Genomic DNA, 13,583 nt, shown 5'->3' with positions numbered 1-13,583 from the left:
TGTCATGAGCACCTTCATCACCCGCGACGGTACCGAGATCTACTACAAGGATTGGGGCAGTGGTCAGCCGGTTGTCTTCAGCCATGGCTGGCCGTTGAACTCGGACAGTTGGGAAGCGCAGATGATGTTCCTGGCGTCCAACGGCTACCGGGTGATCGCCCACGACCGCCGTGGGCATGGGCGCTCCAGCCAGCCTTGGGATGGCAACGACATGAACACCTACGCCGATGACCTGGCCGAGCTGATCGAGCGGCTCGACCTGAAGGACGCGGTGTTGCTCGGTTTCTCGACCGGCGGTGGTGAGGTGGCGCGCTATATCGGCCGGCATGGCGCTGCTCGCGTCGCCAAGCTCGGGCTGATCTCGGCGGTGACGCCGCTGATGCTCAGGACCCCCGCCAATCCCGGCGGCCTGCCCATCGAAGTGTTCGACGGTTTCCGCCAGGCCTCCCTGGTTGACCGTTCTCAACTATACAAGGATGTGGCCAGCGCATTCTTCGGCGCCAACCGCCCGGGCGCCAAGGTGTCCCAAGGCATGATCGACTGGTTCTGGATGCAAGGCATGCTCGCCGGCCACAAGAACGCGTACGACTGCATCAAGGCGTTCTCGGAGACCGATCTTTCCGAAGACCTGCGCAATATCGACCTGCCGACTCTCGTGGTCCATGGCGATGACGACCAGGTGGTCCCCATCGAAACCGCCGGCATCGCAGCCGCCAAACTGCTCAAGCACTCGCAGCTGCTGGTCTACCCCGGCGCGCCTCACGGCCTGACCGATACCCACAAGGATCGACTGAACGCTGACCTGCTGGCGTTCATCCGAGGCTGATCGAGCATAGAACCTGTGGGAGCGAGCCTGCTCGCGATAGCGGTGGGTCAGCTTGTGAAATGTCGGATGTGTCGACGCTTCGCGAGCAGGCTCGCTCCCACAGGATGGTATTCCACAGGACTTTAACCGATGAATCGCAACGACTTACGCCGTCTCGACATGAACCTGCTGGTGATCTTCGAGGCGTTGATGTTCGAGAAGAACCTGACCCGCGTCGCTGAAAAGCTGTTCATGGGCCAGCCCGCCGTGAGCGCGGCGCTGGGGCGGTTGCGGGATCTGTTCGATGACCCGCTGCTGATCCGCCACGGTCGCGGCATGGAGCCGACGCCACGGGCGATGGCGATCCTGCGTGAGCTGCAACCGGCCATGGACACGATTTCCGGCGCGGTCAGCCGGGCCAAGGCGTTCGACCCGTCCAGCAGTTGCGACGTGTTTCGCATCGGCCTGTCGGACGACGCCGAGTTCGGCCTGTTCCCGCCCTTGCTGAGCCAACTGCGTGAGGAAGCGCCGGGCATCATCGTGGTGGTGCGCCGGGCCAATTACCTGTTGATGTCGTCGTTGCTGGGCAGCGGGGAAATCAGCGTCGGGGTCAGCTACACCACCGATCTGCCGGCCAACGCCAAGCGCAAGAAATTGCGCGACATCCCCTGCAAGGTCTTGCGCGGGGACAAGCGTCCGGGCCCGCTGACCCTGGACGAGTACTGCGCGCGTCCCCACGCCATGGTGTCGTTCTCGGGGGACCTGAGCGGCAACATCGACCTTGACCTGGCGCGCATTGGTCGGACCCGCAAGGTGGTGCTCGGCGTTCCGCAGTTCAGTGGCTTGCGGGCGTTGTTGGCCGGCACCGAACTGATCGCCACCGTGCCCGACTATGCGGCCTGCGCGCTGGTGGAAGGCTGCGCGTTGCGGGCCGAGGACCCACCGTTCGAGATCAACGCGGCCGAGCTGTCGATGGTCTGGAGTGGCGTGCATGACAACGACCCGGCCGAGCGCTGGTTGCGCTCACGCATTGCCACTCATATGTCCCAGTCATTACCGGCCGCCGCCTACGCGGACCCGGACGGAGCACACCGATGAACGTCACCGACCAACGTACGCTGCAGGACTGGGGCCTGTTGTTCCTGCGCCTCAGTGGCGCGCTGTTTCTGCTGTGGGTCCACGGGCTGCCGAAGTGGCTGCATTACAGCGACGAGCTGAGCCGCATCGAAGACCCGTTTCACCTGGGGGCGAGCCTCACCCTGATGTTGGCGATCTTCGCCGAAGTGCTGTGCCCGTTGCTGATCGCGGCCGGTGTCCTGGTGCGCCTCGCGTGCCTGCCCATCCTGTTCCTGTTGGCCGTTGCGCTGTGGGTGGTCCACCCGCAATGGAGCCTCGAAGAAGGGCAGTTCGGTTGGCTGCTGCTGATCCTCTTTACCAGCGTCTTCATCGCCGGGCCGGGCCGCCTGGCGCTGAATACGCGTTTTACCGGAGTGTTACGCCATGTCTGAATCTCAAGCTGTCGAGTCCACAACGGGCGCTGCCTCACCCGGCTCCGACGAAATTGTCACCCTGATCGTCAAGCACCGGATCAAGGCCGGCCAGGACGCGGCCTATGAGGCCTGGTTGCGACACATCGTGACTGTGGCCGGCCGTTGGCCGGGCCACTTGGGCGTGGATGTGGTGCGGGGCAAGCAGGGTGGGTTGTCGCTGTTCACGTGCGTGCTGCGCTTCCTTTCCACCGAGGCCCTGCAGCGCTGGCTCGATTCGCCTGAGCGCCGCGAACTGGTGGAGGAGGCCGCGCCGTTGCTGGCCGACGGCGACCAGACCGAAGTCGCGTCCCACAAGGAGTTCTGGTTCACCCCGCTGGCGGATGCCGCTACACCGCCACCGCGCTGGAAGCAGGCCGTGGTGACGTTGCTGGTGATCCTGCCGCACACCTTGCTGGTGCCGCTGATCTGGGGCCCGGTGCTGCAGCTCAACGCCTTTCTCTCCAACTACATCGTCGCCACGTTCCTGATCACCCTGACCATCGTGCTCTCGGTCTGCTACGTGTGCATGCCGCTGGCGACCCGTCTGTTCGCGCCCTGGATGGAGGCCTCGAAGGCGCACGAGCATCTGGAACCGTAAGCGTTACTACATTGTTGTGGCGAGCGCTCTTGTGGCGAGGGGATTTATCCCCGCTGGGCTGCGAAGCAGTCCTAAAGAGCGGCCGCTACGCGACCGAGCGGGGCGGTGCGACGTTTCGTTAAATCCCCTCGCCACAACAAGCTCCCTCTCCACGGTATTAATTTCTGATAGTTGAAGGAAAACCCGATGAACGCCGATCTGATTCTGTTCAATGGCCAGTTCCACACCGTCGACCGGGAAAAGCCCCGGGCCAGCGCCGTGGCCATCAGCCAGGGCAAGTTCGTTGCCGTGGGCACCGACGCCGAGGCCATGGCCCTGCGTGGCAGCCGTACCCAGGTTATCGACCTGAAGGGACGCACCGTCATTCCGGGACTCAACGACTCCCACCTGCACCTGATCCGCGGCGGCCTGAACTACAACCTCGAACTGCGTTGGGAAGGTGTGCCGTCCCTGGCCGATGCCCTGCGCATGCTCAAGGACCAGGCCGACCGCACGCCGACGCCGCAATGGGTGCGCGTGGTGGGCGGCTGGAACGAGTTCCAGTTCGCCGAAAAGCGCATGCCAACCCTGGAAGAACTCAACCAGGCCGCCCCCGATACCCCGGTGTTCGTGTTGCACTTGTATGACCGCGCCTTGCTCAACCGCGCCGCGTTGCGGGTGGCCGGCTACACACGCGACACGCCGAACCCACCGGGCGGCGAGATCGTGCGCGACAGCAAGGGCGAGCCCACCGGCATGCTGGTGGCGCGTCCCAACGCGATGATCCTCTACTCGACGTTGGCCAAGGGGCCGAAGTTGCCGCTGGAGTACCAGGTCAACTCCACTCGCCAGTTCATGCGTGAACTCAATCGCCTGGGGCTGACCAGTGCCATCGACGCCGGCGGTGGTTTCCAGAATTACCCCGACGACTATGCGGTGATCGAGCAGTTGGCCCGGGAAGAACAGTTGACGGTGCGCATCGCCTACAACTTGTTCACCCAGAAGCCCAAGGAAGAGCTCAGCGACTTCAAGAACTGGACCGGCAGCGTCAAGCTGCACCAGGGCGATGATTTCCTGCGGCACAACGGCGCCGGTGAAATGCTGGTGTTCTCGGCGGCGGATTTCGAAGACTTCCTCGAACCACGTCCGGACCTGCCACCTGGCATGGAACAGGACCTGGAACCGGTGGTGCGGCACCTGGTGGAGCAGCGCTGGCCGTTCCGCCTGCATGCCACCTACAACGAGTCCATCAGCCGCATGCTCGACGTGTTCGAGAAGGTCAACCGCGACATCCCGTTCAACGGCCTGCCATGGTTCTTCGACCACGCCGAAACCATCACCCCGCAAAACATCGAGCGGGTCCGTGCGCTGGGCGGCGGTATTGCCATCCAGGACCGCATGGCCTTCCAGGGCGAATACTTCGTCGACCGCTACGGCGCCAAGGCGGCCGAAGCGACGCCACCGATCAAGCGCATGCTGGCCGAAGGCGTGCCGGTGGGTGCCGGCACCGACGCCACCCGGGTGTCGAGCTACAACCCCTGGACCTCGCTGTACTGGATGGTCAGCGGCCGCACGGTCGGTGGCCTGGCGCTGCACGAAGAAGGCCTGCCGCGCCTGACCGCGCTGGAGCTGTTCACCCACGGCAGCGCCTGGTTCTCGTCGGAGCAGGGCAAGAAGGGCCAGATCAAGGTCGGCCAGTTGGCGGACCTGGCGGCCCTGAGCGCCGACTTCTTCAGCGTCGAGGAAGAAGCCATCAAGTGGATCGAGTCCGTGCTGACGGTGGTCGACGGCAAGGTGGTGTATGCCGCCGGCGACTTCGAAAAACTCGGCCCTGCCAGCGTCCCGGTACTGCCGGACTGGTCACCGGTGGTCAAGGTGCCAGGTCACTGGCGTCCGACCTCGCCGTTGCAGGCCCAGGTGCACCAGTGCAGCGGCCCTTGCACGGTGCATTCCCATAGCCATGAGCGGGCGCGGCTGTCGAACGTCCCGGTCAGCGATTTCCAAGGCTTCTGGGGCGCGTTTGGCTGTTCCTGCTTCGCGTTCTGACAGACACACAACATTCCCCCTGTGGGAGCGAGCCTGCTCGCGAAGACGTCGGCGCATCCGACACCTTCGCAACAGGCACACCGCTTCGCGAGCAGGCTCGCTCCCACAGGATTTGTAACATCCATGCATAAGGAGTCATCCCATGAGCAACGCCCCTGTCTACAACCGCCTGAACAAAGATGATGCAGTCGTCCTGCTGGTCGATCACCAGACCGGCCTGATCTCCCTGGTCCAGGACTTCTCGCCCAACGAGTTCAAGAACAACGTGCTGGCCCTGGCCGACCTGGCGAAGTTCTTCGGTCTGCCGACTATCCTGACCACCAGCTTCGAAAAAGGCCCTAACGGCCCGCTCGTGCCGGAGCTCAAGGAAATGTTCCCGGATGCGCCATACATCCCGCGTCCAGGCCAGATCAATGCCTGGGACAACGAAGATTTCGTCAAGGCGATCAAGGCTACTGGCCGCAAGCAACTGATCATCGCCGGCGTGGTGACCGATGTCTGCGTGGCATTCCCGACCTTGTCGGCGCTGGCCGAAGGTTTCGACGTATTCGTCGTCACCGACGCCTCGGGCACCTTCAACGAAACCGTGCAGCAGGCTTCCTGGGCCCGCATGACCGCGGCCGGCGCGCAACTGATGAACTGGTTCTCGGTGGCTTGCGAACTGCATCGCGACTGGCGCAACGACATTGAGGGCCTGGGCAACCTGCTGTCCCAGCGCATTCCGAACTACCGCAACCTGATGAACAGCTACGCGGCGCTGACTGCCAAGTAAGTTTCAGTGGTTGTCGCTGGACGACGCCCGCCTTGTGCGGGCGTTTTTTTGTCTGATGAGAACCTGTGGCGAGCGGACTTATCTGTGGCGAGGGGATTTATCCCCGCTGGGTTGCGCAGCGGCCCCAAAGTCTGTTTCCCCGGTGTGTCAGGTTGTTCACTGAGTCAGCTATTAGGGCTGCTGTGCAGCCCAGCGGGGATAAATCCCCTCGCCACAGATAAATCCCTTCACCATATATAAATCCTTCACCACATATAAATGCCCTAGCCACAGGGTTTGAATTCAACCTGAATCCCTCTATAACATCCTTCACTGTCCACCTCTGGAGTGACAATGAACCCCTTCGAAGAAATGCGCATTTTTGCCCAGGTCATGGAGTCGGGCAGCTTCACGGCGGCGGCGGACCAGTTGGGGTTGTCCAAGCAATTCGTCAGCCGCAAGCTCATGGCGCTGGAACAGCGGCTGGGGGTTCGCCTGCTCAACCGTTCGACGCGGCGGCTGGACGTCACCCCGTTGGGCCAGCGCTATTACGAAGCCGCGTTGCGTCTGCTCAACGAAATCGAGCAGGTGGAGCAGGGCATCAGCGGCCAGACCAGCGAGCCTCGCGGTACCCTTCGGCTCAGCGCACCGCTGTCTTTTGCCGTGGCGCACCTGGGCTGTCTGCTGCCGTTGTTCTTGCAGCGTTATCCGCAGGTCAGCGTTGAAGTGGACCTGAGTGACCGCTCGGTGGATTTGCTGGGGGAGGGTTACGACTTGGCGCTACGCATCGGTGTGCTGGAGGATTCGACCCTGATCGCCCGCCGCATCGCGAGCATCGACCGGGTCTACTGCGCCAGCCCGTCCTACCTGGCGCAACGCGGCACTCCCTCGCGTCCCGAAGACCTGCGCAGCCATGACTGCCTGCCCTACGGTCATAGCCGTCAGGTGCAGTGGCGTTTCGGAGGAGGGGGTAAACCGCTGGTGTTGGAAGTCGCCGGACGCATGCGCGCCAACAACGGTGATCTGCTCAGGGATGCGGCCATCGCCGGCATGGGCATTACCTATCTTCCTACCTTCATCCTCGGCGATGCGCTGAAGGATGGACGGTTGGTCAAGGTACTGGAGGGCTTCGAAACCGAGCCCCTGGCGCTGTCGGCGGTGTACCCGCAACATCGCCAGAGTTCGCGCCCGGTGCAAGCGCTGGTGGAATTTCTACGGGAACATATGCAGTAGCTGAGTTTTCAGCCGTCCCAGGACGGCTGAAAACATCGGCGATATCCGATCAGGCGGCCATGTTGGCACTGCTCAGTTCTTTCTTGTACTGCGCCTTCATGGTTTCCATCTGCTCACCCAGGGCATCCAGCTTGGCTTTGCCCAGCAGTTTCCTGGCTTGAGGGAACATCTCTTTCTCTTCTTCTTCGATATGGTGCTCAAGCAGTTCCTTGACCACTTTCACCCGGCCGGCAAATTCCGGTTGGGAAGGATCGGTGGCCTTCAGGTCCGGCAGCACCAGCGAATCGACCGTGCGATGTTCTTCCTTGGCCTCGTAGTACATTTCGGCTTCATCCTTGCCCCCTACCTGCTTGAAGGCCGGATACAGGATCTCTTCTTCCAGTCGGGTATGAATGGTGATTTCCATTTCCAGCTTCGCCAACAGGTCGGTGCGTTTCTTGACGCCGCGTTCGGTGGACTCGCTCAGTTGAGCCAGGATGCCCTTGACGCGTTCGTGGTCAGCTTTCAACAGATCGATGGCGTTCATATACAGCTCCTCGGTAATTCACGGTTGCGAGCCGGCTTCAAGCGCCGACGTCGCGTTAACCGAGAGTTGCATCGGCCGTGCCAGCCAAGTGGCTTTATAAAATCCTTTTAAAACAAATGGTTGGAAAGATCGCCATTTTTGTCATCGTGCAGGCTGCATGAAGAGGGGCCAAAGCGCCTTGCACTTTGCGCTGCCCTGACCGAGACCCCTTGTGGGAGCGAGCCTGCTCGCGATAGCGGTCGTTCAGCCAATGATGATGTCGACTGGCCTGGCTTCATCGCGAGCAGGCTCGCTCCCACAGAGGATTTGCAGGCTCAGTTGTCGAGCAACTGCCGTACCCGTGCAGCTATCGCCAAGCAAGACGTCAGCCCTGGCGATTCGATGCCGAACAGGTTGATCAACCCCTGCACCTGGTGTTCGGCGGCGCTGCTGATGAGAAAGTCGCGGGCGGGTTCGCCGGGGGCGCAGATCTTCGGGCGGATGCCGCTGTAGGCTGGTTGCAGGCTGTGGTCGGGCAGGTCGGGCCAGTAAGTGCGAATTGCTGGATAAAAGGCTTCGGCGCGACCTGGATCGACCCGGTAGTCTTCGTGTTCGACCCATTCGGTGTCAGGACCGAAACGGGCCTGGCCCGCCAGGTCCAGGGTCATGTGGATGCCCAGCCCGGCGGCTTCCGGGGCCGGGTAGACCAGATGCCGGAAGGGCGCACGTCCGGCAAGGCTGAAGTAGTTGCCTTTGCACAGATAGTCAGAGGGCACTGTTTGCGCCGGCAGACCCTCCATGCGGCGGGCGAGGGCGGGCGCCTGGAGGCCGGCGGCGTTGACCAGTCGGCGGCAGGACAGGCTCATCTGGGCGGTGCCAGCCAATTCCAGCAGGAACTGCCCGGCGTCGATGCGAACTCCCAGCAATGGCGTGTGGAAAGCAATGGTCGCGCCGGCCGCTTCGGCATCGCCTTGCAAGGCCAGCATCAATGCATGGGAATCGACAATGCCCGTGGAAGGCGAATACAACGCGGCGACACACGCCAGCGCCGGCTCCAGGGCCAACGCCTGCTCCTGATCGAGCAGGCGCAAGTCGTCCACGCCATTCAGCAAGCCGCGTTCCAGCAACGCCCGGAGCCCGGCCACCTGCGCCGGGTCCTTGGCAACGATCAGCTTGCCGAGCCGGCGGGTCGTCACCCCGTGGCTTTCGCAATAGGCATACAGCCGGTGCCGACCTTCGACGCACAACCGGGCCTTGAGGCTGCCCGGTGGGTAGTAGATACCGGCATGAATGACTTCGGAATTGCGCGAGCTGGTGCCCATGCCGATGGCGCCGCCAGCTTCGATCAGCAGCACCTCATGGCCGGCCTGAGCCAGCTCCCGGGCCACGGCCAGACCGACCACCCCCGCGCCCACTACCACGCATTCGATATCGACGCTCAACCTCATTCTCCGTCAGGGGTTCTTTGGCGATTCAGGGTAGCCCTGCTTGGATGGCGGGTGAAGTCCGGTGATGATGTTAAAAAATGTTAGATTGAAAAAATACTTCACAAGATCTGTTCATTGGTGGATGATCGAAACCAACCTGTAGGACAAAGCTTGCTACAAGACCCACCAGAACGGTTCGCTGTCTCTCCCGGAGTGCCTCATGAATAACAAGAATGTCGGTGTGATCGGTCTCGGCGCGATGGGCCTGGGCATTGCCCGCTCGTTGCTGCGCGCAGGCTTCAATGTGCATGCCTGTGATGTGCGTGCCGCCGTCACTGAGCAATTTGCCGGCGAGGGCGGGGTGGCCTGTGTGTCGCCTGCCGACATGGCGGCTCAATGCGATGTGATCATCACCGTGGTGGTGAATGCCGAGCAGACCGACACCGTGTTGTTTGGCGAGAACGGTGCCGTGCAAGCCTTGCGCGAGGGCAGCCTGGTCATCGGGTGCGCCACCGTGGCGCCGACCTTTGCCGTGGAACTGGGCCAGCGCCTGGCGCAGACCGGCCTGCTGTACCTCGACGCGCCGATCTCCGGCGGTGCGGCCAAGGCCGCGGCTGGCGAGATGACCATGATGACGTCGGGCCCGGCCCCGGCCTACGCCAAGGCCGAAGCGGTTCTGGCGGGCATGGCGGGCAAGGTCTATCGCCTGGGCGATGTCCATGGCCTGGGCTCCAAAGTCAAAATCATCAATCAATTGCTGGCCGGCGTACACATCGCCGCCTCGGCCGAAGCCATGGCCCTGGGGCTGCGCGAAGGCGTGGATGCCGATGCGTTGTATGAAGTGATCACCCACAGCGCCGGCAACTCCTGGATGTTCGAAAACCGCGTGCCGCACATCCTCAAGGCTGACTACACACCGCTGTCGGCGGTGGACATCTTCGTCAAGGACCTGGGCCTGGTGCTCGATACCGCCCGCGCCAGCAAATTCCCGTTGCCGCTGTCGGCCACCGCGCACCAGATGTTCATGCAGGCCTCCAGCGCCGGTTTCGGTCGGGAGGATGATTCGGCGGTGATCAAGATTTTCCCGGGCATCGACCTGCCGACCGCCAAGCCCGATTCGATCTGAGGAGCCGCCATGACCCCTTCCAACGCGCGCCCGCTGCTGGGCTGCATTGCCGACGATTTCACGGGTGCCACGGACTTGGCCAACATGCTGGTGCGCGGCGGCATGCGCACGGTGCAGAGCATCGGCATCCCCGGCGCCGACGAGGCTGAAGGCCTGGCGGCCGATGCGATCGTGATTGCCCTCAAGTCGCGGACCCTGCCTGTGGACGAGGCCATCGACGAATCCCTCGCGGCGCTGGCCTGGCTGCGTGAACGCGGCTGCCAGCAGATTTTCTTCAAATACTGCTCGACCTTCGATTCGACCGCCGCGGGCAATATCGGCCAGGTCAGCGAAGCCTTGCTCAAGGCCCTGGACAGTGATTTCACCCTGGCTTGCCCGGCGTTTCCAGAAAACGGCCGGACGATTTTCCGCGGTCACCTGTTCGTGCAGGACCAATTGCTGAACGAGTCGGGCATGCAACACCACCCATTGACGCCGATGACCGACGCCAACCTGGTACGTGTGCTGCAAGCCCAGACCTCCCACAAGGTTGGCTTGTTGCGCTACGACAGTGTCGCCCAGGGCGTGGACGCCGTGCGGGCGAAGATTGCCGAGTTACGCGCCCAGGGTGTCGGCATGGCCATCGCCGACGCGTTGTCCGATGCAGACCTGTACACCCTCGGCGCGGCCTGCGCCGACTTGCCCTTGCTGACGGGCGGCTCCGGGCTGGCCCTGGGGCTGCCGGACAACTTCCGCCGAGCCGGCCAGCTGAGGGATTTCGATGTGTCGACGCTGCCCCAGGTCCCTGGCGGCGAAGTGGTCTTGGCCGGCAGCGCGTCCATCGCCACCAATGGACAAGTGGCCGCCTGGCTCGAGGCCGGGCGGCCGGCCTTGCGCATCGATCCCGTGGCGCTGGCGGCCGGTGAGCCGGTGGTCGCCCGAGCGCTGGCGTTTGCCCGCGACGCGGCGGACACCGTACTGATCTATGCCACCAACAGCGCCGATGAAGTCAAGGCCGTACAACAACAATTGGGCGCTGGGCGGGCCGGTGCGCTGGTGGAGAATGCCTTGGGCGAGATCGCCCGGGGTTTGCGCGAACAAGGTGTACGGCGCTTCGTGATTGCCGGTGGCGAAACCTCCGGCGCGGTGGTCAAGGCGCTGGAAGTGACGCTGCTGCAGATCGGCGCGCAGATCGATCCGGGTGTGCCGGCCACCCTCAGCAGCGGCGCACAACCGCTGGCCCTGGCACTTAAGTCGGGCAATTTCGGCGGCCGCGATTTCTTCGCCAAGGCCCTCGCGCAATTGGCCGGAGGCGCCCGATGAGCCCGGAAAGCGCCCTACGCGAAGAGATCTGCGCAGTCGGCCTCAGCCTCTATCAGCGCGGCTATACCGTCGGCAGTGCCGGCAACATCAGCGCCCGGCTTGACGATGGCTGGCTGATCACGCCGACCGATGCCTGCCTGGGACGTCTCGATCCCGGGACCATCGCCAAGGTCAATGCCGGTGGCGAATGGGTGTCCGGGCACAAGCCGTCCAAGACCCTGGCGCTGCATCGCCAGGTTTACGACCGCAACCCGACGGTCGGCGGTGTGGTGCACACCCACTCCACCCACCTGGTGGCGTTGACCCTGGCGGGTGTCTGGCGTCCGGACGACATCTTGCCGCCGCTCACGCCTTATCAGGTGATGAAGGTCGGGCACATTCCATTGATCGGCTACCAGCGCCCCGGCTCCCCCAAGGTGGCCGAGCAGGTGGCGCAACTGGCCAATCGGGTTCGCGGCGTGATGCTCGAACGCCTGGGGCCGGTGGTCTGGGAAAGTTCGGTGTCCCGGGCCAGCTACGCCCTGGAAGAGTTGGAAGAAACCGCGCGGCTCTGGCTGATGAGCAATCCCAGGCCCGAGCCGCTCGATCAGGCGGCACTGGATGAGCTGCGCGCGATCTTCGGCGCCGATTGGTAAGAGATCCGCCACAAGAACCAAAGCCCTGCACAGCCAGTGGCGAGGGAATCGATTCCTTCGCCAGCGGTGCCGTGCGGGCTGGCTGAAAAAACAATAACAACAGGATTCATTCCATGACCCATTTCAATCGCAGTGTTTGTCGCGCAAGCGTTCTCCCGATCCTCTCCGGGAGGTCGCGCCCATGAGCCCGGTCATCCTGATGATCACGGCCGGTGCCGGGATCGCGCTGTTGCTGTTCCTCGTGCTCAAGTACAAGTTCCAACCGTTCGTGGCGCTGATGCTGGTGAGCATCCTGGTGGCGCTGGTGGCCGGGGTAAAACCGGCCGACCTGGTGGCGACCATTGAAGGCGGCATGGGCAAGACCCTTGGCCATATCGCAATCATCATCGCCCTGGGCGCGATGATCGGGCGCATCATCGAACTGTCGGGCGGCGCCGAGGCCCTGGCGAAAACCCTGATCGAACGCTTTGGCAACCGGCGTACACCGCTGGCCCTGACCATCGCCGGCTTCATCATCGGCGTACCGGTGTTCTTCGAGGTGGGTGTCATCATCCTCATGCCGCTGGCCTATGGCGTGGCCCGTAGCGCCCGCAAGCCGTTGCTGGTGTTCGCCTTGCCGATGTGCGCGGCGTTGCTCACGGTGCATGCGTTCCTGCCGCCGCATCCGGGGGCGGTGGCGGCGGCCAGCCAGTTGGGGGCCGACCTGGGCCGTGTGTTGATGTTCGGCCTGCCGCTGACCGCGTTCCTGTGTTTTGTCGGCTATAAAGTGGCGGGGCGCATGACACGTCGCTTCTATCCGATGACCGACGACATCCGCGCCGAAGTCTACGGTCCCCATGTCACCAACGAAGACCTGGCCGCCTGGAGCAATGGTAACGGCAGGGATCCGGTGCAAGCCGCCGTTGCGGTGTCCCATATGGGGCTGGAAGAGTCCACTGGCTCGCTGGTCGCCAAGCTGCCACCGGCGCCGCCGCCGGGGTTCGGCCTGATTGTCGGGCTGATCCTGTTGCCCATCGTGCTGATCCTGCTGGGCACGTTGTCGACCACGTTGCTGCCGGTGGAGTCCACAGTTCGCGGTGTCATGACGGTGCTGGGTGCGCCGCTGGTGGCCCTGCTGATCGACACCTTGCTCTGCGCCTGGTTGTTGGGCTCGCGGCGGGGATGGAGTCGCAGCCAAGTGTCCGATGTGATCGGCTCGGCGTTGCCCGGGGTGGCGATGGTGATCCTGATCGCCGGTGCCGGTGGCGTCTTTGGCAAGGTTCTGGTGGACACCGGGATCGGTGCTGTAGTGTCCGAGATGTTGCGCACCACCGGGTTGCCGGTGCTGGCGCTGGGCTTTTTGCTGACCATGCTGCTGCGCGCCGTGCAAGGTTCGACCACGGTCGCACTGGTGACCACCGCCGGTATCATCAGTCCGTTGATCGCTACGCTCGGCCTGACCCCCAATCACCTGGCGTTGCTGTGCCTGGCCATGGGCGGTGGCGGGCTGGCGATGTCCCACATCAACGACGCCGGTTACTGGATCTTCACTAAACTGGCAGGGCTCAACGTGGCGGACGGCCTGCGCACCTGGACCGTCATCACCACGCTGCTCGGTACACTCGGTTTCGGTATTACCTTGTTGATCTGGCCTTTTGTCTGACCTTT

13 protein-coding genes are annotated in these 13,583 nt (G+C 63.3%); 11 read left to right on the top strand and 2 right to left on the bottom strand.

What is annotated here, in order from left to right; genetic code table 11:
* Nucleotides 1-4: 4 nt before the first annotated feature.
* The 7 genes from LOY35_RS18330 (at nucleotide 5) to LOY35_RS18300 (ending at nucleotide 6,941) form a co-directional block, all read left to right on the top strand.
* The gene (locus tag LOY35_RS18330; protein ID WP_258625459.1) at nucleotides 5-826 is read left to right on the top strand and encodes an alpha/beta fold hydrolase; all 822 of its coding nucleotides are present in this window, start codon (nucleotides 5-7) and stop codon (nucleotides 824-826) included.
* Between the two features lie 129 nt (nucleotides 827-955).
* Complete coding sequence (locus LOY35_RS18325; protein ID WP_258625455.1) at nucleotides 956-1,903, top strand: LysR substrate-binding domain-containing protein; 948 nt, start codon at nucleotides 956-958, stop codon at nucleotides 1,901-1,903.
* Complete coding sequence (locus tag LOY35_RS18320) at nucleotides 1,900-2,313, top strand: DoxX family protein (protein WP_258625452.1); 414 nt, start codon at nucleotides 1,900-1,902, stop codon at nucleotides 2,311-2,313. Before LOY35_RS18325 ends, LOY35_RS18320 begins: the two co-directional genes overlap by 4 nt.
* Complete coding sequence (locus LOY35_RS18315) at nucleotides 2,306-2,932, top strand: antibiotic biosynthesis monooxygenase (RefSeq protein WP_258625448.1); 627 nt, start codon at nucleotides 2,306-2,308, stop codon at nucleotides 2,930-2,932. The genes LOY35_RS18320 and LOY35_RS18315 overlap by 8 nt, the downstream gene beginning before the upstream one ends.
* Nucleotides 2,933-3,118: 186 nt before the next feature.
* The gene (locus LOY35_RS18310; RefSeq protein WP_258625446.1) at nucleotides 3,119-4,957 is read left to right on the top strand and encodes an amidohydrolase; all 1,839 of its coding nucleotides are present in this window, start codon (nucleotides 3,119-3,121) and stop codon (nucleotides 4,955-4,957) included.
* A gap of 142 nt (nucleotides 4,958-5,099) precedes the next feature.
* Nucleotides 5,100-5,729: an isochorismate family cysteine hydrolase YcaC gene (ycaC, locus tag LOY35_RS18305; RefSeq protein ID WP_041024338.1), complete on the top strand. Its 630-nt coding sequence runs from the start codon at nucleotides 5,100-5,102 to the stop codon at nucleotides 5,727-5,729.
* 333 nt (nucleotides 5,730-6,062) lie between these two features.
* The gene (locus tag LOY35_RS18300) at nucleotides 6,063-6,941 is read left to right on the top strand and encodes a LysR family transcriptional regulator (protein WP_258625443.1); all 879 of its coding nucleotides are present in this window, start codon (nucleotides 6,063-6,065) and stop codon (nucleotides 6,939-6,941) included.
* Between the two features lie 49 nt (nucleotides 6,942-6,990).
* Here the strand turns inward: LOY35_RS18300 and LOY35_RS18295 are convergent, their stop codons facing one another.
* Nucleotides 6,991-7,467: a hemerythrin domain-containing protein gene (locus LOY35_RS18295; protein ID WP_258625438.1), complete on the bottom strand. Its 477-nt coding sequence runs from the start codon at nucleotides 7,465-7,467 to the stop codon at nucleotides 6,991-6,993.
* 314 nt (nucleotides 7,468-7,781) lie between these two features.
* Complete coding sequence (locus LOY35_RS18290) at nucleotides 7,782-8,888, bottom strand: NAD(P)/FAD-dependent oxidoreductase (protein WP_258625433.1); 1,107 nt, start codon at nucleotides 8,886-8,888, stop codon at nucleotides 7,782-7,784.
* A gap of 205 nt (nucleotides 8,889-9,093) precedes the next feature.
* Here LOY35_RS18290 and ltnD point away from each other — a divergent pair, with 205 nt between their 5' ends.
* The 4 genes from ltnD (at nucleotide 9,094) to LOY35_RS18270 (ending at nucleotide 13,578) form a co-directional block, all read left to right on the top strand.
* Nucleotides 9,094-9,999, top strand: a complete 906-nt coding sequence (gene ltnD, locus LOY35_RS18285; protein WP_175362079.1) for an L-threonate dehydrogenase — start codon at nucleotides 9,094-9,096, stop codon at nucleotides 9,997-9,999.
* 9 nt (nucleotides 10,000-10,008) lie between these two features.
* The gene (gene otnK / locus LOY35_RS18280; RefSeq protein WP_258625428.1) at nucleotides 10,009-11,301 is read left to right on the top strand and encodes a 3-oxo-tetronate kinase; all 1,293 of its coding nucleotides are present in this window, start codon (nucleotides 10,009-10,011) and stop codon (nucleotides 11,299-11,301) included.
* Nucleotides 11,298-11,936, top strand: coding sequence for an aldolase (locus LOY35_RS18275; protein ID WP_258625425.1), 639 nt, complete (start codon nucleotides 11,298-11,300; stop codon nucleotides 11,934-11,936). Before otnK ends, LOY35_RS18275 begins: the two co-directional genes overlap by 4 nt.
* Before the next feature lie 181 nt (nucleotides 11,937-12,117).
* Nucleotides 12,118-13,578: an SLC13 family permease gene (locus tag LOY35_RS18270; RefSeq protein WP_258625418.1), complete on the top strand. Its 1,461-nt coding sequence runs from the start codon at nucleotides 12,118-12,120 to the stop codon at nucleotides 13,576-13,578.
* Nucleotides 13,579-13,583: the final 5 nt, after the last annotated feature.

It is taken from the genome of Pseudomonas sp. B21-028 (genome assembly GCF_024749045.1).
Classification (GTDB): domain Bacteria; phylum Pseudomonadota; class Gammaproteobacteria; order Pseudomonadales; family Pseudomonadaceae; genus Aquipseudomonas.
The sequence above is the reverse complement of the archived record's forward strand: the minus strand, read 5'-3'. Positions and strand labels throughout refer to the sequence as shown.

Bases quoted from the DNA above. Each gene is read 5' to 3' on its own strand.
- LOY35_RS18330 (WP_258625459.1), top strand. From the start codon at position 5: ATGAGCACCTTCATCACCCGCGACGGTACCGAGATCTACTACAAGGAT.
- LOY35_RS18315 (WP_258625448.1), top strand. From the start codon at position 2,306: ATGTCTGAATCTCAAGCTGTCGAGTCCACAACGGGCGCTGCCTCACCC.
- LOY35_RS18325 (WP_258625455.1), top strand. From the start codon at position 956: ATGAATCGCAACGACTTACGCCGTCTCGACATGAACCTGCTGGTGATC.
- LOY35_RS18270 (WP_258625418.1), top strand. From the start codon at position 12,118: ATGAGCCCGGTCATCCTGATGATCACGGCCGGTGCCGGGATCGCGCTG.
- ycaC (WP_041024338.1), top strand. From the start codon at position 5,100: ATGAGCAACGCCCCTGTCTACAACCGCCTGAACAAAGATGATGCAGTC.
- LOY35_RS18310 (WP_258625446.1), top strand. From the start codon at position 3,119: ATGAACGCCGATCTGATTCTGTTCAATGGCCAGTTCCACACCGTCGAC.
- ltnD (WP_175362079.1), top strand. From the start codon at position 9,094: ATGAATAACAAGAATGTCGGTGTGATCGGTCTCGGCGCGATGGGCCTG.
- otnK (WP_258625428.1), top strand. From the start codon at position 10,009: ATGACCCCTTCCAACGCGCGCCCGCTGCTGGGCTGCATTGCCGACGAT.
- LOY35_RS18320 (WP_258625452.1), top strand. From the start codon at position 1,900: ATGAACGTCACCGACCAACGTACGCTGCAGGACTGGGGCCTGTTGTTC.
- LOY35_RS18295 (WP_258625438.1), bottom strand. From the start codon at position 7,467: ATGAACGCCATCGATCTGTTGAAAGCTGACCACGAACGCGTCAAGGGC.
- LOY35_RS18275 (WP_258625425.1), top strand. From the start codon at position 11,298: ATGAGCCCGGAAAGCGCCCTACGCGAAGAGATCTGCGCAGTCGGCCTC.
- LOY35_RS18300 (WP_258625443.1), top strand. From the start codon at position 6,063: ATGAACCCCTTCGAAGAAATGCGCATTTTTGCCCAGGTCATGGAGTCG.